At 62.5% G+C, this 18,229-nt stretch carries 13 protein-coding genes and 3 tRNA genes; 15 read left to right on the top strand and 1 reads right to left on the bottom strand.

Features of this window, described 5'->3' with window-relative positions:
* The first annotated feature begins 446 nt into the window (after positions 1–446).
* From Q4G32_RS06195 to Q4G32_RS06175, 5 genes are all read left to right on the top strand, one after another.
* Positions 447–2,345 (top strand): acetolactate synthase large subunit, encoded by a 1,899-nt coding sequence (locus tag Q4G32_RS06195; protein ID WP_303350028.1) that lies wholly within the window; start codon positions 447–449, stop codon positions 2,343–2,345.
* A complete protein-coding gene (ilvN, locus tag Q4G32_RS06190) occupies positions 2,342–2,851 on the top strand; it encodes an acetolactate synthase small subunit (RefSeq protein WP_303350027.1) in 510 nt (169 codons plus the stop codon). Before Q4G32_RS06195 ends, ilvN begins: the two co-directional genes overlap by 4 nt.
* A gap of 107 nt (positions 2,852–2,958) precedes the next feature.
* Entirely contained in the window at positions 2,959–3,987 is a 1,029-nt protein-coding gene (gene ilvC / locus Q4G32_RS06185) for a ketol-acid reductoisomerase (protein ID WP_303350025.1), read from the top strand.
* A gap of 285 nt (positions 3,988–4,272) precedes the next feature.
* Positions 4,273–5,187 (top strand): LysR family transcriptional regulator, encoded by a 915-nt coding sequence (locus tag Q4G32_RS06180; protein WP_303350024.1) that lies wholly within the window; start codon positions 4,273–4,275, stop codon positions 5,185–5,187.
* Between the two features lie 116 nt (positions 5,188–5,303).
* Positions 5,304–6,434 (top strand): tartrate dehydrogenase, encoded by a 1,131-nt coding sequence (locus tag Q4G32_RS06175; RefSeq protein WP_303350022.1) that lies wholly within the window; start codon positions 5,304–5,306, stop codon positions 6,432–6,434.
* Between the two features lie 106 nt (positions 6,435–6,540).
* On the opposite strand, the gene Q4G32_RS06170 is transcribed toward Q4G32_RS06175, so the two are convergent.
* Positions 6,541–7,212, bottom strand: a complete 672-nt coding sequence (locus Q4G32_RS06170; protein ID WP_303350021.1) for an AIM24 family protein — start codon at positions 7,210–7,212, stop codon at positions 6,541–6,543.
* A gap of 176 nt (positions 7,213–7,388) precedes the next feature.
* On the opposite strand from Q4G32_RS06170, the gene metG reads away from it, so the two are divergent.
* The 10 genes from metG (at position 7,389) to Q4G32_RS06120 (ending at position 18,203) form a co-directional block, all read left to right on the top strand.
* A complete protein-coding gene (metG, locus tag Q4G32_RS06165; RefSeq protein ID WP_303350020.1) occupies positions 7,389–8,966 on the top strand; it encodes a methionine--tRNA ligase in 1,578 nt (525 codons plus the stop codon).
* Positions 8,967–9,052: 86 nt separating this feature from the next.
* Positions 9,053–10,162 (top strand): 3-isopropylmalate dehydrogenase, encoded by a 1,110-nt coding sequence (locus Q4G32_RS06160; RefSeq protein ID WP_303350018.1) that lies wholly within the window; start codon positions 9,053–9,055, stop codon positions 10,160–10,162.
* 153 nt (positions 10,163–10,315) lie between these two features.
* Positions 10,316–11,413, top strand: a complete 1,098-nt coding sequence (locus tag Q4G32_RS06155; RefSeq protein ID WP_303350122.1) for a branched-chain amino acid aminotransferase — start codon at positions 10,316–10,318, stop codon at positions 11,411–11,413.
* Between the two features lie 103 nt (positions 11,414–11,516).
* Positions 11,517–12,293, top strand: a complete 777-nt coding sequence (locus Q4G32_RS06150) for a fumarylacetoacetate hydrolase family protein (protein WP_303350016.1) — start codon at positions 11,517–11,519, stop codon at positions 12,291–12,293.
* A 127-nt stretch (positions 12,294–12,420) separates the two neighbouring features.
* Positions 12,421–14,016 carry a glutamate--tRNA ligase gene (gene gltX / locus Q4G32_RS06145; RefSeq protein WP_303350013.1) on the top strand — a complete coding sequence of 532 codons (1,596 nt, stop codon included), beginning with the start codon at positions 12,421–12,423 and terminating at the stop codon, positions 14,014–14,016.
* Positions 14,017–14,151: 135 nt separating this feature from the next.
* A tRNA-Gln gene (locus tag Q4G32_RS06140) sits at positions 14,152–14,223 on the top strand.
* 1 nt (position 14,224) lies between these two features.
* A tRNA-Glu gene (locus Q4G32_RS06135) sits at positions 14,225–14,297 on the top strand.
* Between the two features lie 94 nt (positions 14,298–14,391).
* A tRNA-Glu gene (locus Q4G32_RS06130) sits at positions 14,392–14,467 on the top strand.
* A gap of 248 nt (positions 14,468–14,715) precedes the next feature.
* The gene (locus Q4G32_RS06125; protein ID WP_441327474.1) at positions 14,716–16,521 is read left to right on the top strand and encodes a dynamin family protein; all 1,806 of its coding nucleotides are present in this window, start codon (positions 14,716–14,718) and stop codon (positions 16,519–16,521) included.
* Positions 16,518–18,203 (top strand): GTPase, encoded by a 1,686-nt coding sequence (locus Q4G32_RS06120; RefSeq protein ID WP_303350009.1) that lies wholly within the window; start codon positions 16,518–16,520, stop codon positions 18,201–18,203. Before Q4G32_RS06125 ends, Q4G32_RS06120 begins: the two co-directional genes overlap by 4 nt.
* The last annotated feature ends 26 nt before the right edge of the window (positions 18,204–18,229 follow it).

Here is an 18,229-nt window from a genome sequence, read left to right as displayed (position 1 = left end):
TCGGCCTGCGCAACGAGGAAATACTTTACGCCGCGTTGGTCGCGGAGTCCATTCGACGCCGCGAATGTGGGCCGTCTCACGATGTGAAATACGGTGCCCGCTGTTTGACACGTTTGGCCGGGCAACGGACCATATTCACATGCAGTGCACCACCCCAGAGAACGTGCGAGAGATCGTGGTTGTAGAGCCGGTCGTCCTTATTGGATGACGGGCCTGCCAGCGTTTTCGATCACGTGCACCGGGCCCCGTAAGCCGCCCACCAGGCGGCCGGGGCCTTCTTCGTGTCTGGCACCATCTTGCCGGAGGCCAAGAAGCGAACGGGTGGGACTGGTTGCGGACGACCGTAGCGCCTCACCCGGGCTGCGGAGACCGTGGGGAACCGGTTGTGGTGGGTGGCTCGGTGGCGAGCACCGCCGTTTCCGACAGAACGAACCGAAGGACGCGAGATGAGTAAGGGACAGTCCATCAGCCCGGCGCTGATGGCCCACAAGCGGGCGGAGACCTCCGCCGAACGCCGCGCGACGCCGGATTCCGCCGTCGTTGCCCCAGTAGTCCCGGGCTCACAGAATGTTGTGGAGCCCATCACCATGACGGGTTCCCAGGCTGTCATTCGCTCCTTGGAGGAGCTGGGGGTGACCGATGTCTTTGGGTTGCCGGGGGGCGCCATTCTGCCCACCTACGATCCGCTGCTGGAAACCGAAAAAATCAACCACGTCCTGGTCCGTCACGAACAGGGCGCCGGACACGCCGCGGAGGGCTACGCCATGGCTTCCGGCCGAGTTGGCGTGTGCATTGCCACTTCCGGCCCCGGAGCCACCAACCTGGTGACTGCCTTGGCCGACGCCAACATGGACTCCATCCCCATGGTTGCCATCACGGGGCAGGTGGCCTCCACTCTGATCGGCTCTGATGCCTTCCAGGAAGCTGACATTGTGGGCATGACCATGCCGATCACCAAGCATTCCTACCTGGTGACCAATGCCCAGGACATACCGCGAGTCCTGGCAGAAGCATTCCATTTGGCGGCAACGGGCCGCCCCGGTCCCGTGCTGGTGGACATTGCCAAGGACGCCCAGGTGGCCAAGATGGAGTTCTCCTGGCCGCCTGCTCTGGAACTTCCCGGCTATCGTCCGGTGGCCCGCGGCCACGCCAAACAAATCCGTGAGGCCGCGCGGATGATGACTCAGGCACAGCGTCCGGTGCTCTACGTGGGTGGCGGTGCCATCAAGGCGGATGCGGCAGAGGTGCTGGCAGAGTTGGCGGAAGTCACCGGTGCCCCCGTGGTCACCACGCTGACCGCGCGCGGTGTTTTCCCGGATTCGCATGACCAGCACTTGGGAATGCCCGGCATGCACGGCACCGTACCCGCCGTCTACGCCATGCAGCAGGCAGATCTGCTGATCACGCTGGGTGCGCGGTTTGATGACCGAGTGACCGGTGTGCTGCCCACTTTTGCCCCGGGTGCCAAAGTCATCCACGCGGACATCGACCCCGCCGAAATCTCCAAGAACCGCACCGCGGATGTGCCGATTGTGGGGGATTTGGCTTCGATCATCCCGGAATTGACGGAGGCCTACCGCACGGAGACCCAGAACGGTGGCGAACCCGATCTCTCCGCCTGGTGGCGCGTGCTGAAGGGATTGAAAGAGTCCTATCCGTTGGGGTGGACTCCCACCGAAGACGGCCACTTGGCACCGCAGTATGTGATTCAGAAGATCTCCGAATTGACCGGTCCGGAAGCTGTGTATGTTGCCGGCGTGGGACAGCACCAGATGTGGTCATCTCAATTCATCCAGCATGACCGTCCCCGGCAGTGGCTGAACTCCGCCGGTCTGGGCACCATGGGTTTTGCGGTCCCCGCAGCCATGGGTGCACAGGTGTCCCAGCCGCAGCGCACGGTGTGGGCCATTGACGGTGATGGTTGCTTCCAAATGACCAACCAAGAGTTGGCCACCTGTGCGTTGAACAACATCCCCATCAAGGTGGCGGTGATCAACAACTCGTCCCTGGGCATGGTGCGGCAGTGGCAGACCTTGTTCTATGACGGTCGCTATTCGCACACCCACCTCAACACCGGTCACGAATCCCGGCGAATCCCGGATTTTGTGAAGCTCGGAGACGCCTACGGCTGTGCCACGTTCCGTTGCGAGCGTGAAGAGGACGTGGAGGCCACCATCAAGGCCGCTTTGGAGGTCAACGATCGACCCGTGGTCATTGACTTTGTGGTCTCCGCGGACGCCATGGTATGGCCCATGGTTCCCTCCGGCGTCTCCAATGACCAGATTCAGGTGGCCCAGAACATGACCCCCGAATGGGTGGGCGAAGATGAAGGAGCTGGAGCATGAGCCGCCATACACTCTCCGTGCTGGTTGAAGACAAGCCCGGTGTTCTCACCCGTGTGGCTGCACTCTTTGCCCGCCGCGCCTTCAACATTGACCAACTGGCCGTGGGCAACACGGAAGTCCCGGGTCTTTCCCGCATCACCGTGGTGGTGGATGCGAATGGAGATGCCCTGGAACAGGTCACCAAACAACTGAACAAGTTGATTCACGTGATCAAGATTGTGGAACTGACACCGGAGACCTCGGTGCAGCGTGAACACATCATGATCAAGGTCCGTGCGGACGCCGCAACCCGGCTGCAGGTCACCCAGGCCGCGGATCTTTTCCGAGCGTCGATCGTGGATGTTTCCACCGATTCAGTCGTGATCGAAGCCACGGGTGCAACGGAGAAACTCAAGGCCTTACTTGATGTTCTGGAACCGTTCGGCGTCCGGGAGATCGTTCGGGCCGGTACCCTGGCGCTCGGACGTGGGCCCAAGTCGATGTCTGATCGCGCGCTGCGTCACTGACGTCGGTGGGCGCCGGTGAGCATTGCCCAACAACCTCACAACTCGACTCGCAGGCAGCGAGTCAGACCACTGCAATCCTGCAGTCAGGAAAAAGGAGACACATCCCCATGGCAGCTGAGATCTTCTACGAAGACGACGCAGACCTCTCGATCATCCAGGGCCGCAAGGTCGCTGTTATCGGCTACGGCTCCCAGGGCCACGCCCACGCCTTGAACCTGCGTGATTCCGGTGTGGACGTTCGCGTCGGATTGGCTGAAGGTTCCTCTTCCCGCGCCAAGGCCGAGGCTGAGGGCCTGACCGTCCAGACCGTGGCGGAGGCCGCCGCTGAGGCTGACGTCATCATGATCCTGACCCCGGATCAGGTGCAGCGCACCGTGTACGCAGAGTCCATCCAGCCCAATCTCAACGACGGCGACATCCTCCTGTTTGCCCACGGCTTCAACATCCGCTTCGGTTACATTGAGGCGCCGCAGGGCGTTGACGTGGCCATGGTGGCTCCCAAGGGGCCCGGGCACACCGTGCGCCGCGAGTATGAAGCTGGTCGCGGTGTTCCCTGCCTGGTGGCGGTGGAGGTGGATGCTTCCGGCAACGCCGAGGCCATCGCGCTGTCCTACGCCAAGGCTGTTGGCGGCACCCGTGCTGGTGTCATCAAGACCACCTTCACGGAAGAGACCGAGTCCGATCTGTTCGGCGAGCAGGCTGTGCTGTGTGGCGGTGTGTCTCACCTGGTTCAGTACGGTTTTGAGACGTTGACTGAGGCCGGTTACCAGCCGGAGATCGCCTACTTTGAGGTGCTTCACGAACTCAAGCTGATCGTGGACCTGATGGTGGAGGGCGGTATTTCCAAGCAGCGCTGGTCCATTTCTGACACCGCTGAGTACGGCGACTACATCTCCGGCCCGCGGGTGATTGACCCCTCCGTCAAGGAGAACATGAAGGCCGTTCTCTCCGACATTCAGGACGGTACCTTTGCCAGCCGCTTCATTGAGGACCAGGACGGCGGTGCCTCCGAGTTCAAGCAGCTGCGTGAAAAGGAGGAGGGCCACCCGATCGAGACCACCGGTCGTGAGCTGCGGAAACTCTTTGTTTGGACTGACACGGATTCCGACTACACTGAAGGAACCGCTGCTCGCTGAGCCCCCCGCTTGACCGCGTGGCAGCGGAAAAGTTTGCGTGAATCACCGTGACCAGATCTTCCCACCTTCCCTGGATCGGTGATTGACGACGACGGCGCCCCCGCACACCAACCGGTGTGCGGGGGCGCCGTCGTTGTGGTGCATCCAGGCCGATTGCCGCAAAGCCGTGCGCAGTTTGATACCCCATCAGCGCTGATGAGGTATCAAACTGCGCACGGCTTGCCTGCATCACACGGGAGTTGGCGGCAGGATGGGGTGTGCTGGCCGCAACTGCAGGGAGGGACCATGGACATCCGGCAGCTGCGGTATTTCCTGGCCGTGGTGGATCACGGTGGGGTGACTCGCGCAGCGCAGCACCTTCACATTTCACAACCATCCCTGTCCCAAGCGGTGAAGACCTTGGAGGCGCAGCTGGGAGTGGTGTTGTTTCACAGGGTGGGGCGGTCGCTGCGCCTGAGTACCGCCGGCGAGTCCTTGGTGGGACCGGCACGGGCCAGCCTGCGGCAATTCGACAGCGTGGCGGCCGCAGCGCGTGAGTTGCGTGACGGGCAGCACGGCACGGTGGAGATCGTGGCCATGCCATCGCCGGCTGTGGAGCCGTTGACCGGACTCATCGCGGGATTCGCCGAAAGTCACCCGGGGATCTCCGTGCAGGTTTCGGCGGCGTTCACGGCTGAGGAAGTCCTGGAGGCTGTGCGAACTGGCGGTGCTGAACTAGGCCTCACCGCCAGCGCGAAGCCCATCAAGCATCCTGAGCTGGCTACCCAGGAAGTGGCGCAGCAATCACTGGTTCTGGTGCTCAATCCGCAGGTCAAGGACTTTGCTGTCCGTGCTGACCAGGTGGTGGCTGCCGATCAGCTTGCCGGAGCTCGCGTGGTGGTGTCCAAACCGGGTTCGCTGATGCGCACCGTTGTGGATTCCTGGCGGGCGGATGGCGTGGACGTGACCGTGGCGGTGGAAACAGACCACAGATCCTCGATTCTTCCGCTGGTCTCTGCCGGAGTGGGGCACGCTTTGTTGCCCAGCGCGTGGACAGAAACCGCCCATCGGTTGGGTCTGAGCACCCGGGTGGTGGCCGATACCCCCGTGTTACGGATCACCACGGTGGCCCGTCACGATGGACTGACCCCCGCCGCGCAAAGATTTCTGGCTGTAGCCCATCGAGAGATGTTGGGGGAGTCGCAAACGGTGGGGGAGTAAGGCATAGGTTCTCCCTATACGGCCCATGGAAAATATGTCTTGGACGCATGTGAACCTGCTGTGGTCAACTCGAATCAGTCATCCACAGGTTGAGCCGAGTTCAGGAGAACAGCATCATGTCCCGCACGTACCGCATTGCCTCCATTCCAGCTGACGGTGTTGGGCAGGAGGTGGTGGCGGCCGGGCGTGCAGTTTTGGACACCGTGGCTGAGGCATCTGGCGACCAGTTCGACTTTGAATGGACTGAGTTCCCGTGGGGCAGCGAGTACTATGCACAGCACGGGGTGCTCATGCCGTCCGACGGGCTGGGGCAGCTGACCTCTTTTGACGCCATTTACTTTGGGGCCGTGGGCTGGGAGAACGTACCCGATCACGTGAGCCTGTGGGGCCTGCGTCTGAACATCACTCAGAACTTTGATCAGTGGGCCAACATTCGTCCCGTCAAGTTTTTGCCCGGCGTCACCTCTCCGCTGCGGAAGGCGGAGGACGCGGAACTTGATTGGGTGGTGGTGCGCGAAAACAGCGAGGGGGAGTATGCGGGTTTGGGTGGACGCAATCTCTCCGGGCGGGGGCCGGGCAATGAGGTTGCGGTTCAGTCCTCCCTGTTCACGGAAAAAGGCTGCGAGCGGATCATTCGTTTTGCTTTTGACCTGGCACGCACCCGCACCGTGAAAAAGGTCTCCAGCGTGACCAAGTCCAATGCCCAGCAGTACGGCATGGTGCTGTGGGATGAAGTGTTCACTCGCGTTGCTCAGGACTATCCGGACGTGGCCACGGAGAGTGTGCTGGTGGATGCCATGAGCGCCAAGTTCGTGCTGCATCCGGAAGAACTTTCGGTGGTGGTGGCTTCCAATCTCAACGCAGACATTCTCTCCGATCTTGGTTCGGCCCTGGCTGGGAGCCTGGGCCTGGCTGCCAGCGCCAACCTCAATCCGGAAGGCCGATTCCCCTCCATGTTTGAACCGGTGCACGGTTCGGCCCCGGACATTGCCGGGCAGGGGATCTGCAATCCCATCGGGGCCATAACCAGCGGAGCCTTGATGTTGCGTCACTTCGGGTTGGACGCGGAGGCTGACGCCGTGGAGCGGGCCATTGAGGCCGCCACGGCGGCAGGACATCTCACCCGTGACGTTGGGGGCATCGCCTCCACGCAGGAGGTCACCCAGGCCATCATTGAGGCAGTTCACCGCGAGTTGGAGGCTGTTCACCGTGAGCTGGCCGCCGGCATCGGCGTCGCTGCTGTGTGAGCACCCACTGAGGCCACCTGCGATCCATTGGGGTTCGCGGGTGGCCTCAGTGCTGTCAGTTCAGGAGATCGTCCAGGGGATTCCCTCCGGACTTGCCGTCATCTCTTCAACTGCCGGCGCGCGCCGCAGGAGTGCCTTCAGAGGGCTGTACGACGACGAAGCCCGGGCCGTGGAAGGCCAACTGGAAAGCCTCACCGGAGCCGCCGCGGAACATGCCGGAGAAATTGAAGTCGTTTTTGATGGTGGGTGCCAGGTTGGCTGACCAGCACACGGCTGCTTGCGGATCCACAAAAGTGGGCTGGCCGGAGGCATCCAACACCATGGGGTCACCGTCTGAACAGACAGCCACGTAGCCGTGGCCGGAGAGTTCCAGGTTGAACAGGCCCCCAGCCAGAATGCCCGCACCGTGGAGGCGGCGGATGTCCCAGGAGACGGAGGAATCAAAAGCCAGCAGGGAGGAGGAATTGACTGTGATGGATTCACCTTCAAGGAGCAGGAGGAAGATGAATCTGTTCTGGCGCGCAAAAAACACCTCTCCCTGGCCGGAGACCCGCATCATGGGCGCATCCTCGTTGGTCAAGGCTTTCTTGAGGAACTTGCCCACCGAGCCGGAGCCTTCGTGCCGGAAGGACATCTGTCCCTGGTAGGCAACCATGGCTCCCTTGGTTGCAATGATGTCTTGAGTCATGTTGACCCGCAGCATCTTCTTGGATTGCAGCGCCCACTGGTCCTGGACTTGGCGTTCCATGTGTTCGGGGGCAAAAAGTTCACTGCGCATGACGTCCCTTTCGCGGGTGATGAGGTGTTCCCAGTGAGGAATCCTGCGGAACGGTCATAGCTTGACACCCTAGATTGCGAATGTAAATCAGTGACGCCGGTGCGGTACTTCATGACCACCTGTACGTGACCCCGGACGTGACCGGGATGCGCAACTGGCCCGTTACCATGGAGCGCGTGACTTCCGAGGTAACTTCTGCATCCGCCGCCCGCCCCGCGTTTTACGTGACCACCGCGATCTCCTACCCCAACGGCGCCCCCCACATTGGTCACGCCTATGAGGCCATTGCCACGGACACGCTGGCCCGCTTCAAGCGCTTGGACGGCTACGACGTCCGGTTCCTGACCGGAACGGATGAGCACGGACAGAAGATGCAGCAGACCGCCGAAAAAGAGGGCATCACGGCCAAGGAACTGGCCGACCGCAACGCGGCGGCCTTCAAGGCCATGGATGATGCGCTGGGCATCTCCTACGATCGCTTCATCCGCACCACGGATGAGGATCACTACGCGGCGTCGCAGGAGATATGGCGACGTATGGAAGAAGCCGGAGACATCTATCTGGACTCATACTCCGGCTGGTACTCCGTGCGGGATGAAGCCTTTTACGGTGAAGACGAAACGGAAGTCCGTGCCGATGGCCAGCGCTACTCCAAGGAGACCGGAACCGAACTGACCTGGACGGAGGAGGCCTCCTACTTCTTCCGGCTTTCGGCCTACCAGGACCGTTTGCTGGAACTTTACGATCGTGAGGGCTTCCTGTACCCAGCCACTCGGCGCAATGAAATTGCAGAGTTCGTCCGCAGCGGGCTGCGCGATCTCTCCATTTCACGCACCACCTTTGACTGGGGCGTTCCGGTGCCCGGAGACCCCGAACACGTGATGTACGTGTGGGTGGATGCCCTGACCAACTATCTGACCGGTGTGGGCTTCCCGGACACGGACTCCGAACTGTTCCAGAAGTTCTGGCCCGCTGATGTCCACGTGATCGGCAAGGACATTGCCCGGTTCCACTCCGTCTACTGGCCGGCCTTCCTGCTCTCAGCGGGACTTCCCCTTCCCAAGATGGTCTTTGCCCACGGGTTCCTCTACAACCAGGGCGAAAAGATGTCCAAGTCCGTGGGTAACGTGATTGATCCCCACGCTCTGATCGGCGAGTACGGATTGGACCCGGTGCGGTTCTTCCTCCTGCGGGAAGTCTCCTTTGGCCAGGACGGTTCCTACTCGCATGACGGCATTGTGAGCCGCATCAACGCGGACCTGGCCAATGATCTGGGCAACTTGGCGCAGCGCTCGCTGTCCATGGTGGCCAAGAACTGTGCCGGTGAAGTGCCTGCCATGGGGGAACTGACACCTGAAGATCGCGCCATTCTGGATGCGGCGCATGACCTGTTGGGCCCCGTCCGGGAGGCCTTCAACGGCCTGCAGTTCCACCGCGCGCTGGAAGCCATCTGGCGGGTGGTGGCCGATTGCAACCGGTACTTCACCGCACAGGAGCCGTGGGTCTTGCGCAAGACCGATCCGGAGCGCATGCAGACGGTGTTGTGGACCACCCTGGAAGTGGTCCGGGTGGTGGCTCTGCTGATTCAGCCGTTCATGCCAGATTCCGCAGCCAAGCTGCTGGATGTTCTGGGCCAGCCGGAGCAGAAGCGAGAGTTCAGCGCCATTGCTGAGCGGATCCAGCCCGGAACGGCGCTGCCCAAACCCACCCCCGTGTTCCCGCGGTATGAGGAACCGGATGCCTTGAAGGGCTGACCGTGAGGCCAGCACCCAGGTCCGAATAGTGAGAACTTGATCCGCCATGTGGGATGAGATCTGGCTCTCAACGTACAGTCTCCATCATGAGCGAGCAGAGCACCCCGGCCACCCCCGCAGCGTCCAACCTCTCCGACTCCGCAACCTCCCATCACCGTATTGCGGTGGTGGCGGGGGATGGAATTGGCCCGGAGGTGGTGGCTGAGGCGCAGAAGGTGTTACACGCCGTGTGTGAACCCGCCGGAATCACGCTGAGCACCCAGGATTTCCAGCTGGGTGCGGAGCATTGGCTTGCCACGGGGGAAACCCTGACGGAAGAGACACTGGAGCAGATTCGGGACCATGACGCCATTCTTTTTGGCGCCGTGGGAGCAGCCCCCGGGGACAGCCGCATTCCCTCCGGGCTGATTGAACGGGAGATTCTGCTCAAACTTCGCTTCAGCTTGGATCACTACATCAATCTGCGGCCCTCCGAGCTGTTCCCCGGGGCGATCTCCCCGCTGCGGGATCCGGGGGAGATCGACTTCGTCGTCGTGCGGGAAGGTACGGAAGGTCCGTACGCGGGTAACGGGGGAGTGCTGCGCCACGGCACGGACCAGGAAATTGCCACGGAAGTTTCTCTGAACACCGCTCACGGCGTGCAGCGCCTGGTGCGTTTTGCCTTTGAACTGGCCAACAGCCGTGACCGGAAAAAGCTCACGCTGGTTCACAAACACAACGTGCTGGTCAACGCGGGTCACCTGTACCAGCGCACCGTCAACAAGATTGCCGCTGAGTACCCGGAGGTGACCGTGGATTACCTGCACGTGGATGCAGTCACCATCTTCATGACCACGGACCCCGCCCGGTTCGACGTCCTGGTCACGGACAATTTGTTCGGAGACATCATCACGGACCTGGCCGGAGCCATCACCGGCGGAATCGGCTTGGCGCCGTGCGGCAACATCAATGCCGACCGCACGGCGCCCTCCATGTTCGAGCCCGTCCACGGCTCGGCCCCGGACATTGCCGGTCAGCAGATTGCCAACCCTGTGGCCAGCATCCTGGCCGCTGCCATGATGCTGGACCATCTGGGGCACCCCCAGCAGGCGGAGCAGATCAGGACCGCTGTGCGCAGCGATCTGGAGACCAACGGATCTCTCGCCCGCAGCACGGCACAGATCGGCGACGACGTCGTGGCGGCCCTGGGGAACTAGCGCCGTTTCCCTCAGCGTGCGCTGCCATTGCGTAGGCTGCATGAGTAACACCCGGCTCCTGTGCGGGCTCAAGCGGGCGGTGGGAGACATCGACCCGAGTCAGTGCACGCGAGACCCTCACAGAGCACACACATCAACGTGGAAGAGACCACCGTGACCACCGCATTCACCAAGCAGCTCAACCCGAACGCACTCTCGGACGAAGAGCGCGAGCAGATTCTGAGCTCTCCGGGCTTTGGCCAGCACTTCACCGATCACATGATCCAGATTCTGTGGAACGGCAATGTGGAGGAGGGCACGGGGCAGTGGGGGCAGCCCGCCCTGGTTCCTTACGGACCGCTGACCCTGGATCCAGCGGCTGCGGTGCTGCACTACGGTCAGGAGGTTTTTGAGGGGCTGAAGGCGTACAAGCACGACGACGGCTCGGTGTGGACCTTCCGTCCCGAGAAGAACGCCGCCCGTATCAACCGCTCCGCCACCCGCATGGCGCTGCCAACGCTGCCCGAAGAACTGTTCTTGGAGTCCCTCCAGACATTGGTGGGCCAGGACAAGAGCTGGGTGCCTTCCGGCGAGGGACAATCCTTGTACCTGCGTCCCTTCATGATCGCCACCGAGTCGTTCCTGGGGGTGCGGCCCTCCCGGGAGGTGCTGTTCTCCGTGATCGCCTCCCCGGCAGGCAACTACTTTGGTGAGGCCACCGCCGTGGACATCTGGTTGTCCAAGAACTGGGCACGCGCCGGCCGTGGAGGCACCGGTGATGCCAAGTGCGGTGGAAATTACGCCGCGTCCCTGATTGCCCAGATGGAGGGCAATGCTCACGGCTGCCAGCAGGTGATTTTCACCGATCCCGATCGAGACCACGCCATTGAAGAGCTCGGCGGCATGAACGTGTTTTTTGTTTTCGACGACGGCACGTTGGTCACCCCCGAATTGACCGGCACCATTCTGGAAGGTGTGACCCGAGAATCCATCATCCAGTTGGCCCAAGACCGCGGCCTGACCGTGGAGGAGCGGCCCTTCACATTGGATGAGTGGCGTAACGGTGCGAACTCCGGACGGCTCACGGAGGTGTTTGCCTGCGGCACCGCAGCCGTGATTTCCCCGGTGGGGCGTCTGATCAGTGACACCGAGACCATCGGCCCGGAGGATGCTCAACCCGGTGAAGTCACTCTGTCTCTGCGTGAAGAGTTGCTGGACCTGCAAACCGGTAAGGGTGAGGACCGTCACGGTTGGCTGACTCAGCTGGCCTGAGTTGGGCGGCTGCCAGCCTGTGTTCGCAGAATGCTGGTCTGACACGGCACCCGACTCACCAACCCGGCGCGCACCACTTCCCGAACAGCATTAGCCTAAAGACATGCGTATTGCCCGATTCACTGCAGATGACCAGATTCACTACGGCGTGGTGCAGGGGGAGGACAGCCAAGCAGTGGTGATCCCCCTGGTGGGTGACCCATTCTTCAACGGCATCCAACCGGTGGAGGGGCAGTCCTGGCCCCTGGAGGACGTGCGGTTGTTGGCTCCGGTCATCCCACGGTCCAAGGTGGTGTGCGTGGGCCGGAACTACGCTGAGCACGCCAAGGAGATGGGCAATGAACTGCCCAGCAGCCCCCTGCTGTTCTTCAAGCCCAACACCTCCGTGACGGGCCCGGGCGATCCCGTGACCTTGCCCGCTTGGACCGAGGAAGTTTCCTACGAGGCTGAGTTGGCCGTGGTGATCGGGAGAATCTGCAAGGACGTCCCGGTGGACCAGGTGGATGACGTGATCTTCGGCTACACCTGTGCCAATGACCTGACAGCGCGGGACGCGCAGCGCACGGACAACCAATGGGCGCGCGCCAAGGGGTTTGACGGTGCCTGCCCCCTGGGGCCGTGGATTGAGACCGAGCTGGACGTTGCCGATCTCTCCGTACGGTCCTCCGTCAATGGAGAGATCAAGCAGGATGGCACCACCGCAGACATGATCTTTGGGGTGGCCGACTTGATTGCCTATGTATCCAGCGCGTTCACGTTGCTGCCCGGTGATGTGATCCTCACGGGTACGCCGGCAGGAGTTGGCACCGTTGATGAGGGTGACCGCCTTGAAGTTCAGGTGGAAGGCATCGGTACGTTGGCCACCCTTCTGCGCCGCTGACGGCGCGGACCGCTGCCAGAAGGGTCCACCCCTGTAATTCTGTTCAACCCATTTATTCGCCATGTATCCGGCGGAAACGCCCACAAGCGTGTTCCCCGCTGACGGATCGTAAGGATTTACTCACGTCATGACTGAAAACCACAATGTCAGCTCCTCCACGTCACATCCCGTGGACCACGTTGTTCCCACCTCGGCTCAGGCTGCTGCCACTGGTGCGGCTGAAGCCCGGGGCAGCGATGTTCGTGTCCGGTTCTGCCCATCCCCCACGGGGACACCACACGTTGGCTTGGTCCGCACCGCTTTGTTCAACTGGGCCTACGCACGGCACACGGGGGGCAAGCTGATTTTCCGGATTGAAGACACGGACGCCGCCCGGGACTCGGAGGAATCCTTCAACCAGCTGTTGGAAGCCCTTGACTGGTTGGGGATCACCTGGGATGAAGGCGTGACTGTGGGCGGACCGCACGAACCATACCGGCAGTCCCAGCGCGGTGAGATCTACCGAGAGGTCATCACCAAACTCAAGGATGCCGGAGCCATTTACGAGTCCTACTCAACACCGGATGAGGTGGAGGCTCGGCACAAGGCTGCAGGGCGTGACCCCAAGTTGGGTTACGACAACTTTGACCGTGAACTCACACCGGAGCAGGTGGAAGCCTTCCGCGCGGAGGGGCGCGAGCCCGTGCTGCGATTGCGGATGCCAGATGAGGACATCACCTTCACGGACTTGGTCCGTGGCCAGATCACGTTCGGGGCGGGTTCGGTCCCCGACTTCGTCGTCGTGCGCGCCAATGGCAAGCCGCTCTACACCCTGGTCAACCCGGTGGACGATGCCCTGATGCGCATCACTCACGTGCTGCGCGGTGAAGACCTGCTCTCCTCCACCCCGCGCCAGATTGCGCTGTACCGCGCGCTGGTGGCGGTGGGGGTGGCTGAGCGAGTGCCGGAGTTCGGGCACCTCCCGTACGTGATGGGGGAGGGCAACAAGAAGCTCTCCAAGCGTGATCCGGAATCCAGCCTGTTCAACCTGCGTGATGCCGGCTTCATCCCGGAGGGGCTGCTGAACTATCTGGCCTTGCTGGGTTGGTCGTTGTCGGCAGACCAGGACATTTTCAGCCAGCAAGAATTTGTGGATGCCTTTGACGTGCACGATGTCCTGGCAAATCCAGCCCGCTTTGACCTCAAGAAGGCCACAGCCATCAACGGCGATCACATCCGCGCGTTGGAGCCGCAAGAGTTCCGCAATCGGTTGATCCCCTACTTGCAATCCGGGGGAGTGCTGGGCCGGGACCTGTCCGAGCGGGAGAATCAGATTCTGGATGCTGCGGCACCCCTGGTGCAGACCCGCATGGATCTGCTGGCGGATGCGGTTCCCATGCTGGGCTTCCTGTTCCTGCGCGATCAGGTGCTCAATTACGACGAGCAAGCGGTGGGCAAACTGAAGGAGAACGCCCCGCAGGTTTTGGCGGCGGCCCGTGCCGCCTTGGAATCTGTGGACGAGTTCACCACGGAGAATGTTCAGGCGGCACTTCGGCAAGCCTTGGTGGAGGATTTGGGTATCAAGCCGCGATTGGCTTTTGGGCCGGCGCGTGTTGCGGTGTCCGGGCGTCAGGTCTCCCCGCCGTTGTTTGAATCCCTGGAGATTCTGGGCAAGGAGGCTGCCCTGGCTCGGCTGGACATGTTGGGCGCGCTGTTGGAAGCCCGGCTCAGCGCTCAGTCTTGAGTCCCCGTGTAGTCACCCTCACAATCCGCATGACGGGGCCCGGATGATTTGCCGGGCCCCATGCGGAGAGGTATAGTTTCTGCTCGTTGCGCGCAGCCGGTGGGTTTTTGTTGAGCCCGAAGGCCACGTGTGCAGTGGGGTATGGTGTAATTGGCAACACAACGGTTTCTGGTACCGTCATTCTAGGTTCGAGTCCTGGTACCCCAGCGGCCCCATCGTATAGCGGCCTAGTACTCCGCCCTCTCACGGCGGCAACACCGGTTCGAATCCGGTTGGGGTCACTCCGCTACATCTTCCACAGACACGCATCCTGCGGTCTGTGGTGTCTCCCAATGTGTTTGGGAGCGTCCGGCTGAACGTTCATCGGCCAACCTCGGCCCCATCGTATAGCGGCCTAGTACTCCGCCCTCTCACGGCGGCAACACCGGTTCGAATCCGGTTGGGGTCACCACCGAGGAACATGCCCGGGACATCCACGGATGTCCCGGGCATGTTGTGTTTGGGTACCGAAGGCACCCCGCTGGTACCCGGTGATGAGGCATGATGAACTCTGTGAGCACATCTGATCATGAGCTGGACCCGCAGGGCTCCCCCCGCACGGCAGGCCCAGCCGCACCCAGCGGGCGACCACCCCAGCCTGCGCACCTTCCATGGGCCGGTGCAACGGCCGGTGCCATCTCCGCCTCGGATGCCACGGGGGTGACGGAACCAGCAACGACGACGCCGCCCACGGCCTCACGCGCTCGCCCGGAGGGTGGGGCGGAAGCCACAGCCCTGGCGGTGGAAGATCTCAGAGACCTGCTGGTCCGCACCGAACTACCGTTGGAAACCCCCGGCGCTGAGGCCGGGCGTGAGGCCGTGCGCCGGACACTGGCTCAAATTGAGGATTACGTGCTTCCCCGGGTGAAATCTCTGGATGCACCCCTCTTGGCCGTGGTGGGTGGTTCCACCGGCGCGGGTAAGTCAACGCTGGTGAATGCCTTGATCGGACGCCCCGTGACACGCGCCGGCGCCGTCCGCCCCACCACGCGGCAACCCATGCTGATCCATCACCCGCTTGATGCCAACGCTTTTGAGGGAACCCGTGTGCTGCCACACCTGGCCCGAGTCCGCGGTCAACTGGCTTCAACGGCACCTGCCGTGCAACGTTCCACGGTGGATGGTTCACTGACTCATGACGGGGCTCAGGAGGCTGTCCAAAGTTTGGTGTTGCTGGCTGACGATGGCCTGCACCGGGGGGTGGCATTGCTGGATGCCCCGGACATCGACTCTGTCTCCGAGCAGAACCGGAAACTGGCCAATCAACTGCTGGCTGCTGCCGATCTGTGGCTGTTCACCACAACCGCCAACAGGTATGCGGATGCCGTGCCGTGGGAGCTTTTGGTGGAGGCCGGTACACGGGACATCACGGTGGCAGTGATCCTGGACCGGGTTCCGCAGGGGGTTGACGGTGAAATAGTGCCGGATCTCCAGCGTATGTTGGCCGATCACGGACTGGGCCAAGCCCCAATTTTCGTGGTCCCGGAAGCGCCGCTCAACGCCGCAGGGATGCTGCCCGCCGGTGTGGTGGAACCGCTGCGCACCTGGCTCAATGACCTGGCTGCAGACTCGCTGGCCCGTGCTGAGGTGGCACGGCGTACCGTGGGCGGAGCCCTGCGTCAGGTGGCCCAGCACGGGACGGAGATTGCAGAGGACGTGGCGGCGCAGCACACCGTGACCGGACAGTTGCGCGCGGACGTGGTGGAAGCCCACGAACGAGCCCTGCAAGAAATCATCGCCTCCACCAAGGACGGTTCCTTGTTGCGGGACGAAGTCCTGGCCCGCTGGCAAGACTTTGTGGGTACCGGTGAGTTCTTCCGTTCGGTGGAAGCGCGTATTGGGCGGCTGCGGGACCGGTTGGGATCGGCCTTGCGCGGCAAACCCGCCCCCGAGGTTCAGGTGGAGCAGGCGCTGGAAACCGGGTTGCAGGCCGTGATCGTGGAGGAACTGGCCAAGGCCGGGGAGAACGCGCAACGCCGTTGGCGTTCCGAACGAGCTGGCCGTGCTTTGCTGGGGGACCAAGACCTTGGAAAGTTGCCGGAGGACACTCCGGAGCGTTCCGCGGCCATGATCCGAGCGTGGCAAACCGACGTGATGGAGCTGATTCAACGGGAGGGCGCAGGTAAACGGACCCAGGCCAGAGTGCTCTCCATCGGACTCAACGTGGTGACCGTGGCCTTGATGATCACCGTGTTCTCCATGTCTGCCGGTCTCACCGGGGCCGAAATCGGTATTGCCGGTGCCTCCGGCGTGGTCGGCACCAAATTGCTGGAAGCCGTCTTCGGTGAGGACGGAGTGCGCCGGTTGGCAGAAAAAGCCCGTAAGGATCTGGAGATCAGACTGCGTGAACTGGTGCAATCCCTGGAAGAACCGTGGTTGGAACGCCTCACCATCCTCCAGGACCCGCCTGCGGGAACCATCCATGATGCCGCCCAGCGCGTGCTGAGCACGGGGGAGCAGTTGTGATCAAACTGGGCCGTCAGAAGGTCAAGACCTTCAACATTGATGACCGTCTCCTGGGCCTCCAGGAGACGGTGGAAGCCGGACGCGGACGGTTGGATGACGGCGCCGTCGAACGTGCCGAAGCCATCCTGGAGCGCGCGGTCACTCGCCGGTCCCTCTCCGCGGATCACACGGTGGTGGGGTTCTTTGGCGCCACCGGTTCCGGTAAGTCCTCGCTGCTCAACGCCGTGGTGGGCCGCCCGGTGGCCCAGGCTGCGGTTCGCCGACCGACCACCACCGCGCCCTTGGCCGTTCTGGGTTCTCAGCACGGTGCCGAACCCCTGTTGGACTGGCTGGGCATTGAATCGCGGTATGTCTTGGAGCAAGCGGAGGGATCACCGTGGTCGGCAGGTGTGGCCGGTCTCTGGACCGACATCCCGCAAGGGCTTGTTCTGCTGGATCTGCCGGATGTGGATTCCGTCGTGCAGGAACATCGTCAGATCGCCCAACGTCTGGTGGGCATGGTGGATGTGGTGGTGTGGGTGGTGGATCCGCAGAAATACGCGGATGCCGTGCTCCATGACGATTTCATCGCCCCGCTGTCCCGGCATGCCGCGGTGACACTGGTGGTACTCAACCAGGCTGATCGGCTGGCCGGTGACCACATCCGAAACGTGATGAGCTCTCTGACAGAGCTGTTGCAGCGTGACGGTCTGGCGGCCACCGGGCGGTCAGCTCCGGTGGCAACATCCGCGGCCACGGGCATGGGCATTGGTGCCGTCCGCGCACGCATCACTGAGGTGGTCAACGGGAAGGAAGCCGCCGCCGCACGCTTGTCGGCTGACCTGGAAGGCGCGGTGGAGCAGCTACAGGAGTCCCACGGCACGGGCCAGCCCGCGGGGGTCACCCCGTTCGCCAGAGAGGCACTGACCGAAGGTCTGGTCAGAGCCGCCAATGCCGACGGGATCGCACAAGCTGCGCGCCGCTCCTACGTGCTCAATGCAGGTAAACGTACGGGATGGCTTCCGGTGCGGTGGGTCGGTGGCTTCCGTAAGGACCCCTTGCGCAGGCTGCATCTACAGGGTCTTCACGATGACCACAAGGATCCTTCCCTGCACCGATCTTCGCTACCACCCATGTCCGCAGCGCAGCGCGCATCAGCAGACACGGCAGTGCGGCGATTTGCGGATGAAGTTTCAGAAGGCTCCACTGCCGTGTGGGAGCGTTCCATTCGGGAGGCGGCACGCAGCAGGCATCAGGATTTGCCGGATGACCTGGATCAAGCTCTGGCGCACACCGATCTGCGCCGCGGTGCCAAGTCCTGGTGGTGGATTCCCCTGGACGTGATCCAGTGGTTGGCTCTGTTGACCGCAGTGGCCGGACTGCTGTGGTTGACCGGTCTGTTCGCGCTGCAATACCTGCAGATTCCGGTACCTCAGACACCGGAAGTGGAAGGGACAGGTGTCCCGGTTCCCACGCTGCTGGTGGTCACCGGCCTTGTGGTGGGATTGGTGCTGGGTGTGCTGAGCGCCATTTTTGCCCGGTGGGGTGGCCGATGGCGCGCTCGTGGCGTGAGCAAGCGTCTGCGCCAACAGATTGCCGTGGCGGCCCATCACAATGTGATCCAGCCCGTTGAGGAAGAACTGACCGTGCATGACCGGGTGGGCCACGGCCTGGCCCGTGCTGCCGCCATGAAAATGAAATGACCCGGCTCACGTGCGCAGCCGAAGGC

The sequence above is a fragment of the Kocuria sp. genome (assembly GCF_030538595.1).
GTDB lineage: Bacteria > Actinomycetota > Actinomycetes > Actinomycetales > Micrococcaceae > Kocuria.
Note: the sequence above shows the minus strand (reverse complement) of the source record. Positions and strands in the feature narration are given on the sequence as shown.